Source organism: Streptomyces drozdowiczii, from assembly GCF_026167665.1.
Taxonomy (GTDB): domain Bacteria; phylum Actinomycetota; class Actinomycetes; order Streptomycetales; family Streptomycetaceae; genus Streptomyces; species Streptomyces drozdowiczii_A.
This window is the reverse complement of sequence record NZ_CP098740.1, coordinates 614,852-634,824: the sequence shown is the minus strand read 5'-3', so window position 1 is coordinate 634,824 and position 19,973 is coordinate 614,852. Positions and strand designations below refer to the sequence as shown.

The window sequence follows — 19,973 nt, the reverse complement described above, 5'->3', positions numbered from 1 at the left end:
ACAGCCAGCGTGAGCTGCCGCATCACTTGCAGGAACCGGCTTAGATGTTCATCTGGCCTCCGAAATATTTCGATAATCTCGCAGAAACTTTATCTGCGAGAAGTGTTGACGGTGCCCTGTCAATCCATCGATCATCCGTGTCCGAGGCACCGCGATTCCCTACCGAGGAGGCACAGCCATGGGCTCCTACGCCCTTCCGAGATCCGCTCTCAGCCGCCCGCTCCGTGCCCTGCTGCCCGCGCTGCTCGTCGGGGTGCTGGGCGCGTCCGCCGCGCTGGTCGCACCGTCGGACGCGCACGCCGCCGAATCCACGCTCGGGGCCGCAGCGGCGCAGAGCGGGCGGTACTTCGGCACCGCCATCGCCTCGGGCAAGCTCGGCGACTCGGCGTACACCTCCATCGCCTCGCGCGAGTTCAACATGGTGACCGCCGAGAACGAGATGAAGATCGACGCGACCGAGCCGCAGCGGGGGCAGTTCACCTTCGCCAACGCCGACCGCGTGTACAACTGGGCCGTGCAGAACGGCAAGAAGGTGCGCGGCCACACCCTCGCCTGGCACTCCCAGCAGCCCGGCTGGATGCAGAGCCTCAGCGGCAGCACCCTGCGCCAGGCGATGATCGACCACATCAACGGCGTGATGGGCCACTACAAGGGCAAGATCGCCCAGTGGGACGTCGTGAACGAGGCGTTCGCCGACGGCAGTTCGGGCGCCCGCCGCGACTCCAACCTCCAGCGCACCGGCAACGACTGGATCGAGGCCGCCTTCCGCGCCGCGCGCGCCGCCGACCCGGCCGCCAAGCTCTGCTACAACGACTACAACGTCGAGAACTGGACCTGGGCGAAGACCCAGGCGATGTACACCATGGTCAAGGACTTCAAGCAGCGCGGTGTGCCGATCGACTGCGTCGGCTTCCAGTCGCACTTCAACAGCGGCAGCCCGTACAACAGCAACTTCCGCACCACCCTCCAGAACTTCGCCGCCCTCGGCGTGGACGTGGCCATCACCGAGCTCGACATCCAGGGCGCCTCGGCCTCGACGTACGCGAGTGTCACCAACGACTGCCTGGCCGTCTCGCGCTGCCTCGGCATCACCGTATGGGGCGTACGCGACAGCGACTCCTGGCGCTCCGGGGACACCCCGCTGCTGTTCAACAACGACGGCAGCAAGAAGGCGGCGTACACCTCCGTCCTGAACGCCCTCAACGGCGGCGCGTCCACCGGCCCCGGCGACGGTGACGGCGGCGAGGAGGGCGGGCAGAGCGGACAGCTCAAGGGCGTCGGCTCCGGCCGCTGCGTGGAGGTGCCCAACTCCGCCACGGCGGACGGCACCGCGGTCCAGCTGTACGACTGCGGCGGCGCCGCCAACCAGAAGTGGGAGCACACCGCCGCCGGTGAGCTGAGGGTCTACGGCAACAAGTGCCTGGACGCCGGGGGCAGCGGCAGCGGCGCCAGGATCCAGATCTACAGCTGCTGGGGCGGCGACAACCAGAAGTGGCGCCTCAACTCGGACGGGACCGTCGTCGGCGTCCAGTCCGGACTGTGCCTCGACGCCGTGGGCACCGGTACGGCCAACGGCACGAAGATCCAGCTCTACTCCTGCGGGAACGGCAGCAACCAGCGCTGGACCCTGGCCTCCTGACACCGCCGTACACCACCGGCCTCCTCCCCGCCCGGGGAGGAGGCCGGGCCGTCGCCCGGATCAGTCGCCGTGCAGCGCCGCGTGGAGGAAGTCCACGGCGAGCTTGCGGGCGACGTTGGCGGCGCGGGTGTCGCGCAGGCTGTCCAGGAGCAGGAAGTCGTGGACCATGCCCGCCACCCGGACGGAGGTCACGTCCACCCCGGCCTCGCGCAGCTTGTTCGCGTAACTCTCGCCCTCGTCCCGCAGGACGTCGGCCTCATCGGTGATGACGAGAGTCCTGGGCAGCCCCCTCAACTGGTCCAGGGAGGCCCGGAGCGGTGAGGCGTGGGGCTCGGCGCGCTGGGCGGCGTCGGTGGTGTAGGCGTCCCAGAACCACTTCATGCCGTCCCGGGTGAGGTAGTAGCCCTCGGCGAACTGGTGGTACGAGGGGGTGTCGAAGCCGGCGTCGGCCACCGGGTAGAGCAGGGCCTGGGCCTTGAGGTCGATCCCGCCGCGCTCCTTGTTCATCAGCGCGAACACGGTGGACATGCAGCCGCCGACCGACTCGCCGGTGACGGCGATCCGCGAGGTGTCGAGGCCGTGCTCCGCGCCGTGCTCCAGGACCCACCGCCCCACGGCGTAGTTCTGCTCGACCTGGGTGGGGTACTTCGCCTCGGGCGCGCGGTCGTAGACCGGGAAGACGCCGGCCGCCCCGGCGCCGACCGTGAGCTCCCGGAAGAGGCGGTCGTGGGTCTTCTCGTCCCCGAAGACCCACCCCGCTCCATGGATGTAGAACACCACGGGCAGCGGCGCGGTGGACCCGGCGGGCCGGATGATGCGGGTACGGACCGTGCCCCACTCACCGGCGTCCACGTCGACCCATTCCTCGTCCACATCGGGCCGGGGGACGGACGCGTCGCTCTGCAGACCGAGCAGGATGTCCCGGCCCTTCTCCGGGGGACCTCGTAGATCCGCGGATGCGGATCCGTCGCCTCGCACAGCTCCTTCGCGGCCGGTTCCAGATAGGGGGTGATCGGAGGAGGAAGATCAGTCATGTCGGCTCCACGTCTTGACGCACGAGCGCCCGGTCCACGCGGCCTCGCGTCTCGAAAATCGGGCCCGACTCCATCGTTCGCGCTGGTTCCGCCCTTCGCAACGTGGGGGAAGGACACCGCACTGCCCGCGGCGGGCGGACACCCCATATAGTCGGCGCCGGAAGGGATCACACATGCCCATTCACCTGACCGCCGCAGGCGTCAGCCTGGTCGTCGACGAGACGGACGGACGCGTCCTGCACTGGGGAAGAGCACTCTCCGAGACCACCGCTCGGACCCTGGGCGACACGGTGACCGGCACCTCCCTCCTCCCGCTGAACGCCCAGGTCCACCAGGGCCGGCCGGGTCTCATCGGCCACCGTGCGGGCACGGCCTGGTCGCCGTCGTTCACCCACGCCCGCACCGTGCACGTCGAAGGCGCGCGGATCACCGTCCGCGCCGAGGACCCGGACAGCCGACTGGAGTGGCGGGCGGAGCTGGAACTGACCCCTTCCGGACTGCTGCGCCTCCGCCACGGTCTGCGCAACACCGGCACCGACGCCTACCAGCTGGACGAGCTGACACCGGTGCTGCCGATTCCCTCGCGCGCCGTGGAGGCCATGGACTTCACCGGCCGGTGGGCCAAGGAGCGCCAGCCGCAGCGCCACCCGCTGAGCCACGGCACGTATCTGCGGGAGAGCCGCCGGGGGCGTCCCGGCCACGACAGCCCCGCCCTGCTGTCCGTCGGCACCCCCGGCTTCGGCTGGGACGACGGCGAGGTCTGGTCGGTGCATCTCGCGTGGAGCGGAAACCAGCGCTATTACGCGGAACGCATGCCGTCCACCGGCTGCGTGATCGGCACCGGCGAACTGCTCCTGCCCGGCGAGTGCGCCCTCGCGCCCGGTGAGGAATACGTGACGCCCTGGCTCTGTGCCGCGTACTCCGGGAGCGGCCTCAACGGCATCACGCCCCGCTTCCACGACTGGCTGCGTGCCCGCGCCCACCACCCCGACCCCGAGGTCCGGCCGCGCCCCGTCGTCCTCAACAACTGGGAGGCGACCTACTTCGACCACGACCCGGGGCGCCTCATGCCGCTGGTCGAGCGCGCGGCGGAGGCGGGTGTCGAGCGCTTCGTCCTGGACGACGGCTGGTTCCTCGGCCGGCGTGACGACACCGCCGGCCTGGGCGATTGGTACGTCGACCCGGACGTGTGGCCGGACGGCCTCGGCCCGCTGATCGAGCATGTCCGGGCGCACGGCATGGAGTTCGGCCTGTGGTGCGAACCGGAGATGGCCAACCCCGACTCCCGGCTCCTGCGCGAGCACCCCGACTGGGCGCTGCACGCCGCCGACCGGCTCCCGCCGGACTGGCGGAACCAGCAGGTGCTCGACCTGTGCCGCCCCGAGGTCTACGCGTACCTCCTGGAGCGCTTCGACACCCTGCTCTCCACGTACGACATCGCCTACCTCAAGTGGGACCACAACCGCGACCTGGTCGAACCGGGCCACGAGGGCCGCGCCGCGGTCCGCGAACAGACCACCGCCGCCTACCGGCTCCTGGCGGAGTTGCGCGGGCGCCACCCCGGAGTGGAGATCGAGAGCTGCGCGTCGGGCGGCGGCCGCATGGACCTCGGCATCCTGGAACACACCGACCGTGTGTGGACCTCCGACTGCAACGACGCCCTGGAACGCCAGGAGATCCAGCGGGGCACCAACCTCCTGCTGCCGCTGGAACTGACCGGCGCCCACGTCGGACCGACCACCTGCCACAGCACGGGCCGCACCCACACGCTCGCCTTCCGCGCGGCGACCGCCCTGTTCGGGCACTTCGGCATCGAGTGGGACATCACCTCCGCCACGGACGCCGAGCGCGCCGAACTCGCCGAGTGGGTCGCCGCGTACAAGCGCCACCGCACCCTGCTGCACACCGGCCGTCTGTTCCGCCACGAGAGCCCCGACGACGACGCCGCCTCGCTCACCGCCGTGGTCGCCCCCGACGGCGGCGAGGCGCTCCTCTCGTACGTCCAACTCACCGCGACCCGCGCGGAGATCCCGTCCCGGGCCCGCTTCACCGGCCTCGCCCCGGAAGGCGTCTACCGGCTCACACCGGTCGGCCCCCCGCCCTCCGGGAACGGGGTACGCCCGACGCCCCGCCCGTCCCCGGAACAGGCCGGGATCACCGGCGAGTTCCTGGCCCACATCGGCCTCGAACTCCCGCGCCTGCACCCGGAATCGGCGCTTGTCCTGCACGCGGTCCGCACCCGCTGACCAGCCGGTACGCCAGCACGGCAACGCCGTGCGCAGGTCGAGCGGATATCTCCTCCAGGACCCGGGGCGGCACCCGATCACCCTCGGGGAGGTGCAGGTACCAGGTGTCGAAGGCCATGCTCTCGGACTCGACGCGCACGGGCAGGCGCGGCGCACCGCCGGGTGGGGACACGGTGCGTCCGCTGCCGGTGAGCAGGTGGCAGGCGGGCGGCCCGCTCGGCGCACCAGGCCCATGCCAGGCCCGTACGCGTACACAGCTCAGAAATGCGAGCCGAAGAGGCGATCCGGCATGGCAATCGCGGTTCGCCGCTCCGGCGGTCGGGTATCACTGCGCGCAGCCGCCGCACCGACCGCCGCGAGGGGACCGACGATGAACCGACCGAGCACCGCTCCGCGTCCCACGCCCCCGGGCACCTTCGCGCTCTGGGGCGACCTGGCCGATCCGGTCACCCTGTCCGTCGCCCGGCTGCGGCGCGACTGGGAGCAGCACCGGGCCGACGTCGTCTTCGACTGCGCGACCTCCGGCCCGCAGCGCCATGCGTTCGCCGGACCGCTGCTGCGCGAGGTGGTGGCCGCCGCCCTGCCCCGATTCGCCCCGCTCCGCCGCAAGGAGCGCTCGCGGCTCCTGCTCGCGGTGAGCGGCGGCGACGGCCACCACGCCGTGCTGTCCTGGGCGGAGATCGACGCGGACTTCGGCAACGCGCCGGTCCTGCTCGCCACCCGCATGGACGGCCGTGACCTGGACGAGGCGGGCACCCAGCTCGTCGTCCCGTCCGACCGGTGCGGCGCGCGCTACGTCAGCGCCGTCACCGGAATCTGGCTCGGCCGCCACCACCGCGAGGGGGCCGCCCCCGCGGTGGTGTGACCGCGCCTCAGGCGCCCCAGCGCAGGGCGATCGTGTCGCCCACACCGATGGACCGGTTGCGGGCGGCCGTGGTGAAGGCCGAGCCGTCGACGCTCGCCTTCCAGGTGTTGGAGCCGCTGTTGGCCTTGCCGTTGAGCGAGGTGAGCTGTCCGGTGCCGGAGGGCGGGGTGACCCCGCTGACGCAGCCGGACGGGGTGGCCGCACTCGTGGCCGCGTCGAGCACCGCACCGAGCGTGGTCGTGGATCCGGTCGGGGTGAGCGGGACGGAGCACACCTTCGGGCTGCCCGTGCCGTCGTCCACGGTCAGCGCGAAGGACGTCGCGGTGCCCGAGGTCAATGAGGTCTGGCCCACCCACTGGGGCGCGCCCGAGGTGACCGGCGTCGGCGGGGTCGCCGTGAAGCCGCCGCCGGCCACCGCGCGCAGTCCGTCGATCGACGCGTACGCCTGCGGGGCGGTGTCGGACGGGAGGTACTTGAATCCGCCACCGGGGTTGAACTGCTGGCCGATGAGGAAGTCGACCGGGGTCTTCCCTTTGCTGGTGAGGAAGTCGCCGGTCTGGGGATTGATCCCGCAGGCGTTGAGGCCGGAGACGGCCCAGCCGTTGGAGTCCGTGTTGACGCCGAACATGGCGTCGAACGCACCGGTGTTGGCGATCAGCTTGCCCTTGAGGAATGTCTTCGCCTGGACGATGTCCGGGTCGGTGTTCGCGACACCCGACACACAGAGTGCGGCCATCGCGGCGCCGGTCATGTCGATGTCGCTGTCGCTGGCCAGCTGTCCCGGATTCCCCTCGGCCTTGCTGTAATTCCAGCCGCCGTCGTCGTGTTGGTTGGCCCGGATGCGGCTGATCACCGCGTTCCGCAGCGCCTGCGGAACGCGTATCTGGCCGGTGGTCGTCCTGGCGCCGTTCAGGGCGAGCGCCGCGAACACCGTGCCGTTGAAGTTGGCGGAGGGGCCGAAGTAGCCGGGCTCGGCGGTCTGCCAGTAGCGGTAGATGTCCGCGACGAGATTGCGTGCCGCCGAGACGCGTGCGGGGTCGATCCCGGCCGCGTAGGCGTTGAGCGCGGCCCGCTCGTAATCGGTGACGACCGGGGACGCGGACGGCCAGGCGCTGGTGGCCAGGAGGTTTCTGTAGACCGTGCGCGCGTTCTTGGTCGTGTCGCCGCCGGGGGTGACGTCCACTGCGGCGGTGCCCGCCGCCGCGAGCGCGCTGAAGGCCCACTCGTTGGACAGACCCGTGCCCGCGTACGAACCATCGGGCTGCTGAAGGGACTTGAGGTACGTCACACCGTTCGCCTTGGACGTGGCGATCTGCGCGGGCGTGGCGGTCGCGGCGGCCGACTGGGTGGTGAGCGCGAAGGCGCCCAGCGCGGCGACCGCGGTGAGGGCGGTGCGGTGGAGAAGGGCGGGACGGGGCATTGGCGTGCTCCAGGGTGAAGGGACGCCGCCCCGCCCGGTGACCGGCCCTTTTCGAGCGCACGCAGCGGACTTGGCCGCCGTCCGTGAACGCGTGGACCGACTTCCGGATAGCCATCACCGCTTGGGCATTCGGGCTCGGGGGCGGTCGATGCCCCCACACCGCTGCGCGTCAGCCCCGGATTCCCACCGGGTTCCCCCACTCGGCAGTGCGGGACAGTACCCGACGCCGGGGGAGTCCGCCACAGGGCCCGGTCGTGCCCCGCCGTCACGTCAGGGGCAGCCTTGACGGACCGTACGCACGCATGCTCCACTCGCTCCGATACGCAAGCCGTTCCAGGGGAAGCCGGTCGAAGTCCGGCGCTGACCCGCAACCGTAGACCCGACCTGGTCGGGTGAGCCGGAGTACCTGGGGCTTGTTCCACAGCAACAGACGCCGTCGCGGACTACGGCGTGGTGCGACCCGTAACGACGCGCGGTTCCTCGGGAATCCGGGCGGCGTACTGCTGCCACGTCTTCGTACCCCCGCATCGGCCACACCCGAGGGGGCCCGGTGGGGACCACGCAGCGTCCGGACACAGGCGCACGAAGACGGCACGGCATGGTCACCGCCGTGCTCTGCGCACTCGGCCTCCTGGCAGCGGCCTGCTTCGCCTTCCTGCCCGGAGCCCCGCGCGCCGCCGCGGCTCCGGCCGGCGACTGCACCGCCACCAAGGGTGCCGTCGTCGCCGTCGACTTCGGGCCCTTCGGCGGCACGGTCGAACGCGGCTGCGACACGACCCCCACCACCGGCTATGAGCTGCTGCACGAAGGCGGGTTCACCACCGCGGGCACCCAGCACGACGGACCGGCCTTCATCTGCCGCATCGGGTACGGCGCCTTCAACTCCGGTACCCAGTACCCGACTCCGGACAAGGAAGCCTGCGTCCTCACCCCGCAGGCCACCGCGTACTGGTCCTACTGGGTCGCCTCGGCCGGACAGGACGACTGGTCCTACAGCCAGTACGGGGCCATGGGCCGCAAGCTCAAGGACGGCGACGTCGACGCCTGGGTCTACGGCGGCACCGACATCGGCGGCACCACCGGCAGGCCCGCCTTCAGCCCCGACGACGTACGCGCCGGAGGCGGTTCGAACCCCGACCCGGGCGGCGAACCGACCGGGGCACCGGGCCGCGTGGACGTCGCCGGGGCCGCGAGCTGGCTGAAAAACGGCCTCACCGACAGTGAACGCATCGTGGACGAGGGCGCCGAGGCCCCCAACTACCTGCTGACCACGGAGACCGCGTACGCGCTGGCCGCCGCCGACGGCAGGAGCGACACCCTGGACAAGGTCACCTCGTTCCTCGCCGGCCACGTCGACGACTACGTCGCGCCCAACGGCAAGGACCAACCGCCCGCAACCGGCGCCGCCGCCCGGCTCGCCCTGCTCGCGGAGTCCACCGAGGGCGACGCGCGCTCCTTCGGCGGCCGGGACCTCATCGCCGACCTCACCGGCAACGTCTGTACGGAGAGGGCCCCCGGCAACGGCTGCACGGCCGCCGGAGACATCCGCGACATCACCTACGCCGACGAACAGGCCCGCGCCGTCCTCGCCCTCCTCCGCGCCGGCGAGAAGCCGCAGACCGCATCGGTCGAGCGGCTGGCCCAGGTCCAGTGCAAGGACGGCGGCATCACCAGCATCCTCATCCAACCGGGCGAGCGCTGCGAGGGCGACGCCGGCACCACCGGTCTGATCGCACTCGTCCTGCACACGGCGGGCGGCCACGAGGACGCCGTCGCCAAGGCCCGCGACTACCTCGCGAAGACGCAGCTCGACACCGGGGCCTTCCCGGGCTACGCCGGATCCACCACCGGCGACGTGATCGCCACCGCCTACGCCGCCCAGACCCTGCGCGCGCTCGGCGCCACGAAGCGGGCCGACGCCGCCGAGGGCTGGCTCTCCCGCGTCCAGCTCAAGGGCGGCGGCTTCGGGTTCGACCAGGACGCCGTCGACCCCACGCTGTACGCGACCCCCGTCGCCGTACTCGCCGGAGCGCGTACCGATCTCGCGACGCTCACCACCGAGAAGAGCGAGCCCACCGCCCCGCCGACCACCACCCCTCCCACCACGGAGGCCCCGGCCCCGGCAAGGGCCCCGACCTGAAGAAGGGCGTGGCCTACCTCACGGGCGCGGCCCAGCTCAAGCAGGCCCGGTACTACCCGGTCGGCCCCGGGTCCGGGCGCGCCGACTTCGGCCTGACCATCGACGGCGCCTACGCGCTCGCCGCCACCGGCCTGAACGACGCCAAGTTGCGCGGCATCGTGGACTTCCTGGACGACCGGGGCAAGGACGGCGAAGGACGGACGGTCAACGACTGGACGGGCGCCGGTACCGCGTACGCCGCCGGCGGATCGATCGGCAAGACCGCACTGCTGGCCGAGGCCGTCGGACGCGACCCGCGCGACTTCGCCGGGCACGACCTGATCGCCGCCCTGGACAAGGCGGTCTGCCCCGCCGCGAGCACCGCCCCGGACCGCTCCTGCGCCGCCGAGGGCGCCTACACCTACGCACCGTCCGTCTTCTCGCAGGCGCTCGCCGTCATGGCCCAGCTCCGCGCGGGGGACAAGGACAACGCGCAGGCACCGCTCGCCTACCTGGAGAGCCTTCAGAACGACGGCAACGGCGCCTGGCCGAGCCTGATCCCGCCGACCGGCGACTCCGACGTCGACTCCACCGCCATCGCCGCGATGGCCCTCGACCTCGCCGGCGGGAAGACGGCGGACGCGGCGGTCGGCAAGGCCCTGAAGTGGATCGCCTCCAAGCAGCTCCCGGACGGCGGATTCCCGGGCGCGGCGGGCAACTCCGTCAACTCCGCGGCCCTCGCCGTGCAAGGACTCTCCCTCGACAAGGCCACGTACCGGAAGGAGATCGACGCGGCGCTGACGTTCCTCGCCGGGCAGCAGAACACCGACGGCGGCTTCAAGGTCGCCAAGGAGGGCCAGCCGGGCTCCGACCTGCGGGCCTCCACCCAGGCCGTGGGCGGCGCCACCGGCATCTCCTTCGGGAAGCTGGACCGCGGCCTCGACGGCACCTCCGCCCAGCCCACCCCCAGCGACGACACCGGCGGCACCCCGCAGATCGTCACCCCGGGAGACGACAACTCCGGTTCGGGCGGCGGCATCGTGGACGCGGACGGGGGTGACGGCGGCGGGGCCCTCGCCTCCACCGGTGTCCAGGTCACCGCGCTGGCGGCCTTCGCCGTGCTGCTCACCGCCCTCGGCTGGTGGGCCGTCGTCGCTGCCCGGCGCCGGGTCGCTGCGGAGGCGGGGCGATGAGGCCGGTCCTGCGCGCGCCGAGGCCAGTCGCGATGAGGCCGGTCCCGACGAGGCCGGTCCCGCTGAAGCCGGTCCTGCGCACCCTCGCACGCCTGGTGGCCGCGCTCGGCCTCACCCTCGCGGGGCTCGGCGCGACCGCGTTCCCGGCGGCGGCCGACCCGCAGTCCATGGGCCGGTGCACCACCACGTCGGGCGCGGTCCTCGCCGTCGACTTCAGCCACTGGGGCGGGCCCATCTACCGCGCCTGCGGTACGACTCCGACGACCGGCTACGAGCTGCTGAACCAGGGCGGCTGGCGCACGGTGGGGACCGGGCACGACGGGCCCGCCTTCATCTGCCGGATCGGCTTCAGCGGCTACAGGAGCGGCAAGCAGTTCCCGCCCACGTCCGAGGAGGACTGCGTCCTCACCCCTCCGGCGTCCGCCTACTGGTCGTACTGGCACGCGAACCCCGGTGCCAACGACTGGGAGTACAGCCAGCTCGGTGCCATGCTCTACCGGCCGAAGCCGGGCAGCGTCGACCTGTGGATCTTCGGCGGCACCGACATCGGGGGCACCGAGGGCCGCCCCAAGGTCACCCCCGACCAGCTGCGGGCCCACAACACAAAGCCCACCGGGGCCGGTTCACCCGCGTCCACCGAGAAGGCGCCCGAGCTGCCGCCGGACGTAGACACGGGCCCCGCCCCGGAGCAGGGCGCCACCCAGGAGGACACACCGTCCCCGACGCACTCCAAGAAGCCGAAGGCGTCCAAGAAACCCGAGAAGAGCGAGTCGCCCTCGCCGTCGCCCTCTCCTTCGGACACTCCCACCCCCTCGGACACCCCGAGCGCGGACGCGGACGCCGCCAAGGGCAAGACGCCCGTGCTCGACGCCGAACCGACCGCCGAGGCACCTCACGACTCCGGTTCGGTCCTGCCGGTCGTCGCGGGCGCCGCCCTGGTGCTGCTCATCGGGGGCGCCGCCTTCTACGCCGCCCGCCGCAGGCCGCACGAGTGAGCGCGGTCGCCCGCACCGCCGCGCAAGCGCAGCCCGGCCCGCCCGGTCCCGTACCGGACCGGGGCGGGCGGCGGCTGCCGCGCGGCCTGCACCCGCTCGCCTGGTGGATCTGGGCGCTCGCCCTCGCCACCGCGGTCAGCCGCACCGCCAACCCGCTGCTGCTCTTCCTGGTGCTCGCCGTCCTCGGCTACGTCGTCACCGCACGCCGGACCACGGCGCCCTGGGCCCGGGGCTTCAAGTACTACCTGTTCCTGGCGCTGACCGTCGTGGCGATCCGCGTCACCTTCCGCGCGGTCTTCGCCACCGGCATCACCCCGCGCGACCACTTCCTGTTCGCCCTCCCGCACATCCCCACCCCCGACTGGTACGCGGGCATCCAGCTCGGCGGCCCGGTGTCGCTGGAGGCCGTCCTCTCCTCGGCCACGGACGGGCTCCGCCTGGCGTGCATGCTGTGCTGCATCGGCGCCGCCAACACCCTCGCCAACCCGAAACGGGCCCTGCGGGTCCTGCCGGGTGCGCTGTACGAGCTGGGCGTCGCCGTGACCGTCGCGATCAGCGTCGCCCCGCAGCTGGTGCAGAGCGTCCAACGCGTCTCCCGGGCACGGAAGCTGAGAGCCGGCCGGACCCAGGGGCTGCGCGCCCTGCGCGGCATCGTCGTACCCGTCCTGGAGGATGCCCTGGAGCGGTCGCTGCGCCTGGCCGCCGCGATGGACTCACGCGGTTACGGCCGTGCCGGCACCGCGACCCGCACCTCCCGGCGCGTCACCGGCGCCCTCATGCTCCTCGGCATGTGCGGACTGTGCGCGGGGGCGTACGGACTCCTCGACGCCACCGCCCCCGCCTTCCTGGGGCTTCCCGCGATGGGCGTCGGCGCGGCACTGTGTGTCGCCGGGCTCCGCCTCGGAGGCCGCCGTGTCACCCGCACCACCTACCGGCCCGACCTCTGGCGCGCCGCCGAGTGGCTGGTCGCCGGCAGCGGTGTGCTCTCGGCGGTCCTGCTGTTCGTGAACCTCGGCTACGACCCCGCGCAGCTCAACCCGACGTTCTACCCGCTCACCTGGCCGGACCTCCCGCTCGTGCCGACCTCGGCGATCCTGCTCGCCGGCGCGGCGGGCTTCCTCGCCCCGCCGCCCGCCGCGACCCACCGCACCGACCCGAAAGCCGGAACCGCGTGATCACCTTTGACCAGGTCACCATCGAGTACGACGACGCGGCGGCCCCAGCGCTCCGCGACGTCGACCTGACGGTCGAGGAGGGCGAGTTGTGCCTCGTCGTCGGCCACACCGGGGTCGGCAAGTCCACCCTGCTCGGCGCGGTCAACGGCCTCGTCCCGCACTTCACCGGCGGCACCCTGTACGGCAGGGTCACCGTCGACGGCCGGGACACCGCTCACCATCCTCCGCGCGAACTCGCGGACGTCGTCGGCGTGGTGGGCCAGGACCCGCTGGACGGCTTCGTCACGGACACCGTGGAGGAGGAACTCGCGTACGCCATGGAGCAGTTGGCCGTCCCGCCCGCCACCATGCGCAAGCGCGTCGAGGAGACCCTGGACCTGCTGGGGCTCGCCGACCTCCGCCACCGCGCCCTGCACGAGCTCTCCGGCGGCCAGCAGCAGCGCGTCGCCATCGGCTCGGTCCTGACGAGCCACCCCCGCGTCCTCGTCCTGGACGAACCGACGTCCGCCCTCGACCCCACCGCGGCCGAAGAGGTCCTGGCCGCCGTCACCCGCCTCGTCCACGACCTCGGCGTCACCGTCCTCATGGCGGAGCACCGCCTCGAACGCGTCGTCCAGTACGCCGACCGCGTACTCCATCTGCCCGGCGACGGCCACGTCCGCATCGGCGCCCCCGCCGACGTCCTGCGCAGCTCCACCATCGCACCCCCCATTGTGGAGCTGGGCCGAGCCGCCGGATGGGACCCCCTCCCGCTGTCCATCCGCGACGCCAGGCGCACCGCCCGCGAGCTGCGCACCCGACTGACCGGCCACACCCCGGCACCCGTCCGCCGGGCGCCCGGCCCCGACCGGCCCGACCTGCTCACCGCCCGCAAGGTGACCGTCGCCCACAAGGGGGTCCCCGCCGTCCGCGAGGTCGACCTCACCCTGCGCGCGGGCGAGGTCACCGCGCTGATGGGACGCAACGGATCCGGTAAGTCCTCGCTGCTGTGGGCGCTCCAGGGCACCGGTCCCCGGCACTCCGGCACCGTGTCCGTGGCCGACGGCACGCCACGCGGCGCCGACCCCCACACCCTGCCCGCCGCACGGGCCCGGCAACTGGTCGGCCTCGTCCCGCAGACCCCCGCCGACCTCCTCTACCTGGAAAGCGTCGGGCAGGAACTCGCCCAGGCGGACACCGAATCCGCGAACGGCCGGAAGGCACGCGAGATCCTGGACCGGCTCGCACCCGGAATCCCCGACAGCAGCCACCCGCGGGACCTGTCCGAAGGGCAGAAACTCGCCCTCGTCCTGGCCATCCAGCTCACCGCGGCCCCGGACGTCCTGCTCCTGGACGAACCGACCCGGGGCCTCGACTACCGGGCCAAGAACCGGCTCGTGGAGACGGTCGACGCCCTGGCCGCCGAAGGCCGCGCGATCGTCGTCTCCACCCACGACGTCGAGTTCGCCGCACGCGCCGCCGACCGGGTCGTCGTCATGGCCGAGGGCGAGATCGTCGCCGACGGGCCCACCACGGACGTCATCGTCGCCTCCCCGGTCTTCGCGCCCCAGACGGCGAAGATCCTGGCCCCGCTGCCCTTCCTCACCGTCGACCAGGTCACCACCGCGCTGGCCACACCTCGACCGGAGGGCGGTCAGCCGTGAGCAAGCCGACAGCACCGACCGTGCCCGCGATCGTGCTCGTGCCGCGCGCCACCGTCGTCATCGCCATGGCTGCGCTCCTAGGCATCGTCGCCTTCTTCTGGCCGTTCGTCGTGGCACCCGGGACCTTCGGGTCGAACTACGCGCCGCCCCTGATCTTCGGTGTACTGCTCGTCCTGATCCTGTGCGTCGTGCTCTCCGAGATCGCCGAGGGCGGCATCGACTCGAAGGCCCTGGCCATGCTCGGCGTCCTGTCCGCCGTCAACGCCGCGCTGCGCCCGCTCGGCGCGGGCACTGCGGGCATCGAGACCGTCTTCTTCGTCCTCGTCCTCGCCGGCCGGGTCTTCGGCCCCGGCTTCGGCTTCACCCTCGGCTGCACCTCGCTGTTCGCGTCCGCGCTCATCACCGGGGGAGTCGGCCCCTGGATGCCGTACCAGATGTTCGGCTGCGCCTTCGTCGGCATGCTCGCCGGGTTCCTCCCGCGCGCCACCGGCCGCCGCGAGGTGCTGCTGCTCGCCGTCTACGGCTCCCTGTCCGGCTATCTCTTCGGCTTCCTCCTCAACCTCTCCTTCTGGCCGTTCTCCCTCGACCCGAACAGCTCCATCGCCTACCTGCCCGGCCTGCCCTTCACCGAGCAGTGGCACCGCTACGTCGCCTTCGACCTGGCCACCTCCCTCGGCTGGGACACCGGCCGCGCCGTGACGAACTTCGTGTGCGTCCTGCTGGCGGGCCCCGCTGTGCTCACGACGTTCCGCCGCGCCGCCCGCCGCGCCCGCTTCCGGGCCCCGGCCCGCTTCACCGCACCTCAGCCGGTGGACCGCCCCGGGGGCCATGAGACGATGACCGCCGAATCGGGCGACGGGAGCTGAGGAAGCCGGTGTGAATCCGGCGCGGTCCCGCCACTGTGACCGGGCACGACCCGGGAGCCAGACACTCACACCGTCGCCACCTCCACGATGTCCGGGGCGGACCTCCCCGGTGAGAGGCGGACGGCTCCATGCCGGAATCAGCTGGACCCACCCCGACGGCCGCCGCGCCCAGCAGGGTGACGGTGTGCCGGGACTGCTGCTGCGGCACGGTCAAGGTGCCGGGCGACCACAGGGCCCAGACGGCGCGGCTGCGCTCGGCCGTCCCGGTGCGCGTCTCCGCGTGCCTGGACGTGTGCGAGCAGGCCAACGTCATCGTCGTGCAGCCATCGGCCGAGGCCCGTCGCGCCGGGGCCCGGCCGGTGTGGCTCGGCCTGGTCAACGACCCCGAGGCGACCGAGGACGTCATAGCCTGGGTCAGCGCGGGAGGCCCGGGCACGGCCCCGATGCCGGAGATCCTGGACCTGTACGCGTTCGACCCGGGCCCGGCCGGCCGGGGGCCGGGACGCGGGTGACGTCCCGGCCCCCGGCAACCCCGTTCAGGAGGCGGGCAGTTCCGCCCGGACGGTACGGGCGGCGGCGACCAGGTTCTCCAGCGAGGCGCGGGTCTCGGGCCAGCCGCGGGTCTTGAGGCCGCAGTCGGGATTCACCCAGAGCCGTTCGGCGGGGATCGCCTTCAACCCCGTACGCAGCAGCTCGGCGGCCTCCTCGGCGCTCGGGACGCGGGGCGAGTGGATGTCGTAGACGCCCGGTCCCGCCTCGCGCGGGTAGCCGTGGGCGGCCAGCTCGCGGGCCACCTGCATGTGGGAGCGGGCCGCCTCCAGGCTGATGACGTCGGCGTCCAGGTCGTCGATGGCCTGGACGATGTCACCGAACTCCGCGTAGCACATGTGCGTGTGGATCTGGGTCTCCGGCCGTACCCCGCTGGTGGTGAGCCGGAACGCCTCCGTGGCCCAGGCCAGGTAGTCCGCCCGGTCGGCGGCCCGCAGCGGCAGCGTCTCGCGCAGCGCGGGCTCGTCCACCTGGATCACCGAAGTCCCGCTCGCCTCCAGGTCGTCGACCTCGTCGCGCAGGGCGAGGGCGACCTGCCGGGCGGTCTCCCCGAGCGGCAGATCGTCGCGGACGAACGACCAGGCGAGCATGGTGACCGGGCCCGTGAGCATGCCCTTGACCGGGCGGTCGCTCAGCGACTGGGCGTACGAGGTCCAGCGCACCGTCATCGGCTCGGGGCGCGAGATGTCCCCGGCGAGGACCGGCGGACGCACGTACCGGGTGCCGTACGACTGGACCCAGCCGTGCTGGGTGGCGAGGTAGCCGGTCAGCTGCTCGGCGAAGTACTGCACCATGTCGTTGCGTTCGGGCTCGCCGTGCACCAGGACGTCGATGCCCGTCTTCTCCTGGAAGGAGATGACCTCCCGGATCTCCGTCCGGATGCGCTCCTCGTAACCCGCCGGGTCGATGCGTCCGGCCCGCAGGTCGGCACGGGCCGTCCGCAGCTCTCCGGTCTGCGGGAACGACCCGATGGTCGTCGTCGGGAGCAACGGCAGTCCCAGCTGCGCCCGTTGGGCCGCCGAGCGTTCGGCGTACGGCTGCGAACGGCGGCTGTCCGCGTCCGTCACGGCCTCGGCCCGGGCGCGCACGGCCGGGTCCCGGGTGAGGGGGGAGCCGGCCCGGGAGGCCAAGGCGGCCTTATTGGCGGAGAGTTCGGCGGCGATGAGGTCGGTGCCCTGGGCGAGCGCCTTCGCCAGGGTGACGATCTCCGCGGTCTTCTGCCGGGCGAAGGCCAGCCAACGGACGATCTGCGGGTCGATCTCCTTCTCGGCGGCGGCGTCCAGCGGTACGTGCAGCAGAGAGCAGGAGGCGGCCACGTCGACGCGGTCGGCCAGCCCCAGGAGGGTGCCGAGGGTGGACAGCGACTTCTGGAGGTCGTTGATCCAGATGTTGCGGCCGTTGACGACACCGGCGACCAGGCGCTTGCCGGGGAGCCCGCCGACGGCCGCCAGGGCGTCCAGGTTGGCGGCTGCGGCCTCGGTGAAGTCCAGCGCCAGGCCCTCGACGGGCGCCTTGGCCAGGACCGGAAGCGCCTCGCCCAGCCGGTCGAAGTAGGAGGCGACGAGCAGCTTCGGCCGGTCGGTGAGCGCGCCGAGGTCACGGTAGGCGCGTTCGGCCGCGTCGAGTTCGGCCGGGGTGCGGTCCTGGACGAGGGCCGGCTCGTCCAGCTGCACCCACTCGGCACCCGCCGCACGCAGATCCGCCAGGACCTCCGCGTACACCGGCAGCAGCCGGTCCAGCAGGGTCAGCGGCTCGAAGTCGGCGGGCACGCCGGGGGCCGGCTTGGCCAGCAGGAGGTAGGTCACGGGCCCGACCAGCACGGGCCGCGCGGTGAGGCCCTGGGCCAGGGCCTCCTTGAGCTGCGCTACCTGCTGGCTGGAGTCCGCGGTGAAGACGGTGCCGGGGCCCAGCTCGGGGACCAGGTAGTGGTAGTTCGTATCGAACCACTTGGTCATCTCCAGCGGCGCCACGTCCTGGGTGCCGCGCGCCATGGCGAAGTAGCCGTCCAGCGCGTCGGCCGCGACGGCCTCGCGGTGGCGTTCGGGGATGGCGCCGACCATGACGGTGGTGTCCAGGACGTGGTCGTACAGCGAGAAGTCACCGGTGGGGACTTCCTGGATGCCGGCGTCGGCGAGCTGCTGCCGGTTGTCGCGGCGGAGCCGTGCGGCGGTCTGCCGGAGGGCGTCCGCGGTGACGCGGCCCTTCCAGTAGCCCTCGACGGCCTTCTTGAGCTCCCGGTCGGGGCCCTGGCGGGGGTAGCCGTACACGGTGGCGCGTGCTGCCGCGGCTGCGGACTCGGTTGTCACGGAGATCTCCTTCGCGAGATGAATCCCTGAGATCCCGGGGACGGGACGAGAGCGCGAAGGTGACGACGACCCGACGGACACTGTTCTCGCGCGGCCCGGCGCGGCAGCTCCGTCTGGTGTGTACGCCGACCCGCCCTCGAGGTCACCGGAATATCCGCGTACGGAATGGTCCGCGCGCGGGCAGTTGGCAGGTCTTCGGACTCGCGGGCACACCCTCCGTACGGAGGACACCTACTGGCCGTCGCTTCCCAGACCCGTCCGGGCCCAGTGCGTATGACGGCGGTCGTTCCCGCTCACCGCTGCGGGGCAGTCCCGGATTCCCACCGGGTTCCCTCTTGCGACACCCCGCCTGGCGGACGGGGCGAACCAGCTGCTGCGGACACCTTACGCGGTGATGTCGAACGAGCGGATCAGCTGGGCCAGTTCTTCGCGGAAGAGCTTCTCCGGGCTGAGGGCCTGCCGCTGCATGTGACCGTAGACCTCCAGGGACACCAGGCCGTGCAGGTGGCTCCAGACCCGCAGGGCGAGAGCCACGGCAGCCGGGGGCAGGCCGGGGAAGGCGGGGCGGACCTTGTCCAGCAGGCCGGGGTCGAAGTCGGACCACTCGAAGTCGCTGTCCCGGTAACGGTGTTGGGCGTGCGGCCAGGCGGCGGCGGCGAGCGCCGTGATGCCGGTGCAGACCCTGCGGGCGGCATCCGGGGCGGCGCCGCCCTCGGGGGCCGGTAGCCGGGCACCGGGTCGCCGTAGATGAGCCGGAAGCCCTCCGGGTTGGCCAGCGCCCAGCTCCGGAAGGCGCGGGCCCATGCCCCGATCCGGGCGGCCGGGTCCTCGACGGGGGCAGCGGCCCAGGCGGCCTCCACGGTGTCGGCCAGCGCGGTGTAGACGTCGTTGATCAGCGTGGTGACCAGATCGTCGCGGGTGGCGAAGTACCCGTAGATGGCGTTGGCCGTCATACCCATCTCACGCGCGATGGCCCGCAGCGTGATCGCGTCCGGCCCGCCCGAGGCCATCAACGCCAGTGCGACGCTCTTGATCTCGGCCGTCGTCTCGGCCCGCAGGCGCTCACGGCGCCCCTTGGTGTTCCCCACGCTGCCCATGCCCATGGACTCTACAGAGTCACGAATCTGGGGGCCGTATCAAAACTTCACGGCGTATAGTCAACGCACGCCGTGAAGCACGGCGGTGTGAGCAGCCACCAGGGGAGAGCCATGCACATCGGAGTCATCGGGGCCACGGGCGGCATAGGAAGCCGTGTCGTCACCGAAGCCCTCGATCGGGGCCATCACGTCACGGCCTTCAGCCGGGACGCCACGCACGTCGAGGACGGCCGGAAGAACGTCGTCTGGAAGAGCGTCGACGTCCTCGACACCGACGCCGTCGCCGCCGCCCTGCCCGGCATGGACGTGCTGATCAGCGGTTTCCAGCCCGGGAACGCCGCGAAGGACATGGCGGACACCGTGACCCGCTCGATCGCCGACCCCACGGCGTACGCCACCGCCGCACGGTCACTCCTGAAGGCGTTGGAGAGCCACCCGCGGACCCGGCTCATCGTCATCGGCGGCGCCGGCAGCCTGGAGACCGAACCCGGCGTCGTCCGGGCCGATTCCGACGCGCTCCTGCACGAGACCCTGGACGCGATCGGCCTCCCCCGGGAGTACGCCGCCGCGGTACGCGGCCACCGCGACGCCCTGAACGTCCTGCGTACCTCCAACCGGCTGTGGACCTACTTCAGCCCCGCGGAGGACATCGCCCCGGGCGAGCGCACGGGCCGCTTCAGGATCGGCGGCGACCAGCCCGTGACCGACGCCGACGGACGCAGCCGGATCTCCATGGAGGACGCCGCCATCGCCCTCGTGGACGAGGCGGAACTCCCACGCTTCGTCCAGCGCCGCTTCACGATCGGCTACTGAGGGGGCGGGCCCG

The 19,973-nt window shown here is 72.4% G+C and carries 12 protein-coding genes, 3 pseudogenes and 3 riboswitches; of the genes and pseudogenes, 10 read left to right on the top strand and 5 right to left on the bottom strand.

Annotated features, from left to right (window positions below; translation table 11 throughout):
- The first annotated feature begins 178 nt into the window (after positions 1 to 178).
- Positions 179 to 1,639, top strand: a complete 1,461-nt coding sequence (locus NEH16_RS02875; RefSeq protein ID WP_265538916.1) for an endo-1,4-beta-xylanase — start codon at positions 179 to 181, stop codon at positions 1,637 to 1,639.
- A 60-nt stretch (positions 1,640 to 1,699) separates the two neighbouring features.
- On the opposite strand, the pseudogene NEH16_RS02870 reads toward NEH16_RS02875, so the two are convergent.
- A pseudogene (locus NEH16_RS02870) lies at positions 1,700 to 2,673 on the bottom strand (alpha/beta hydrolase).
- A 173-nt stretch (positions 2,674 to 2,846) separates the two neighbouring features.
- Here NEH16_RS02870 and NEH16_RS02865 point away from each other — a divergent pair.
- Positions 2,847 to 4,919, top strand: a complete 2,073-nt coding sequence (locus NEH16_RS02865; RefSeq protein ID WP_265538915.1) for an alpha-galactosidase — start codon at positions 2,847 to 2,849, stop codon at positions 4,917 to 4,919.
- Positions 4,920 to 5,289: 370 nt separating this feature from the next.
- Entirely contained in the window at positions 5,290 to 5,784 is a 495-nt protein-coding gene (locus tag NEH16_RS02860; protein ID WP_265538914.1) for a molybdopterin-dependent oxidoreductase, read from the top strand.
- A 7-nt stretch (positions 5,785 to 5,791) separates the two neighbouring features.
- On the opposite strand, the gene NEH16_RS02855 is transcribed toward NEH16_RS02860, so the two are convergent.
- The gene (locus tag NEH16_RS02855; RefSeq protein ID WP_265538913.1) at positions 5,792 to 7,204 is read right to left on the bottom strand and encodes a hypothetical protein; all 1,413 of its coding nucleotides are present in this window, start codon (positions 7,202 to 7,204) and stop codon (positions 5,792 to 5,794) included.
- A 123-nt stretch (positions 7,205 to 7,327) separates the two neighbouring features.
- A riboswitch (cobalamin riboswitch) is annotated at positions 7,328 to 7,401 on the bottom strand.
- A 401-nt stretch (positions 7,402 to 7,802) separates the two neighbouring features.
- Between NEH16_RS02855 and NEH16_RS02850 the strand changes: the two are divergent.
- From NEH16_RS02850 to NEH16_RS02825, 6 genes and pseudogenes are all read left to right on the top strand, one after another.
- Positions 7,803 to 10,516, top strand: a pseudogene (locus NEH16_RS02850) (prenyltransferase/squalene oxidase repeat-containing protein).
- Positions 10,517 to 10,548: 32 nt separating this feature from the next.
- Positions 10,549 to 11,511 (top strand): hypothetical protein, encoded by a 963-nt coding sequence (locus tag NEH16_RS02845; protein WP_265538912.1) that lies wholly within the window; start codon positions 10,549 to 10,551, stop codon positions 11,509 to 11,511.
- A complete protein-coding gene (locus NEH16_RS02840) occupies positions 11,508 to 12,686 on the top strand; it encodes an energy-coupling factor transporter transmembrane component T (protein WP_265538911.1) in 1,179 nt (392 codons plus the stop codon). Before NEH16_RS02845 ends, NEH16_RS02840 begins: the two co-directional genes overlap by 4 nt.
- A complete protein-coding gene (locus NEH16_RS02835; RefSeq protein WP_265538910.1) occupies positions 12,683 to 14,329 on the top strand; it encodes an ABC transporter ATP-binding protein in 1,647 nt (548 codons plus the stop codon). Before NEH16_RS02840 ends, NEH16_RS02835 begins: the two co-directional genes overlap by 4 nt.
- A 65-nt stretch (positions 14,330 to 14,394) precedes the next feature.
- On the top strand, positions 14,395 to 15,195 hold the full coding sequence (locus tag NEH16_RS02830) for an ECF transporter S component (RefSeq protein ID WP_265547039.1): 801 nt from the start codon (positions 14,395 to 14,397) through the stop codon (positions 15,193 to 15,195).
- A riboswitch (cobalamin riboswitch) is annotated at positions 15,154 to 15,277 on the top strand. (Overlaps the previous gene by 42 nt.)
- A 46-nt stretch (positions 15,278 to 15,323) precedes the next feature.
- The gene (locus tag NEH16_RS02825; protein ID WP_265538909.1) at positions 15,324 to 15,707 is read left to right on the top strand and encodes a hypothetical protein; all 384 of its coding nucleotides are present in this window, start codon (positions 15,324 to 15,326) and stop codon (positions 15,705 to 15,707) included.
- Positions 15,708 to 15,731: 24 nt separating this feature from the next.
- On the opposite strand, the gene metE is transcribed toward NEH16_RS02825, so the two are convergent.
- The 3 genes and pseudogenes from metE to NEH16_RS02810 form a co-directional block, all read right to left on the bottom strand.
- Positions 15,732 to 18,050: a 5-methyltetrahydropteroyltriglutamate--homocysteine S-methyltransferase gene (metE, locus tag NEH16_RS02820; RefSeq protein WP_265538908.1), complete on the bottom strand. Its 2,319-nt coding sequence runs from the start codon at positions 18,048 to 18,050 to the stop codon at positions 15,732 to 15,734.
- A 181-nt stretch (positions 18,051 to 18,231) separates the two neighbouring features.
- A riboswitch (cobalamin riboswitch) is annotated at positions 18,232 to 18,423 on the bottom strand.
- 11 nt (positions 18,424 to 18,434) lie between these two features.
- Entirely contained in the window at positions 18,435 to 18,854 is a 420-nt protein-coding gene (locus NEH16_RS02815; RefSeq protein ID WP_265538907.1) for a TetR-like C-terminal domain-containing protein, read from the bottom strand.
- A pseudogene (locus NEH16_RS02810) lies at positions 18,812 to 19,060 on the bottom strand (TetR/AcrR family transcriptional regulator); the annotation flags it as partial. The pseudogene NEH16_RS02810 and the gene NEH16_RS02815, both read right to left, overlap by 43 nt.
- Before the next feature lie 198 nt (positions 19,061 to 19,258).
- Here NEH16_RS02810 and NEH16_RS02805 point away from each other — a divergent pair.
- Positions 19,259 to 19,960 carry an NAD(P)-dependent oxidoreductase gene (locus NEH16_RS02805; protein ID WP_265538906.1) on the top strand — a complete coding sequence of 234 codons (702 nt, stop codon included), beginning with the start codon at positions 19,259 to 19,261 and terminating at the stop codon, positions 19,958 to 19,960.
- Positions 19,961 to 19,973: the final 13 nt, after the last annotated feature.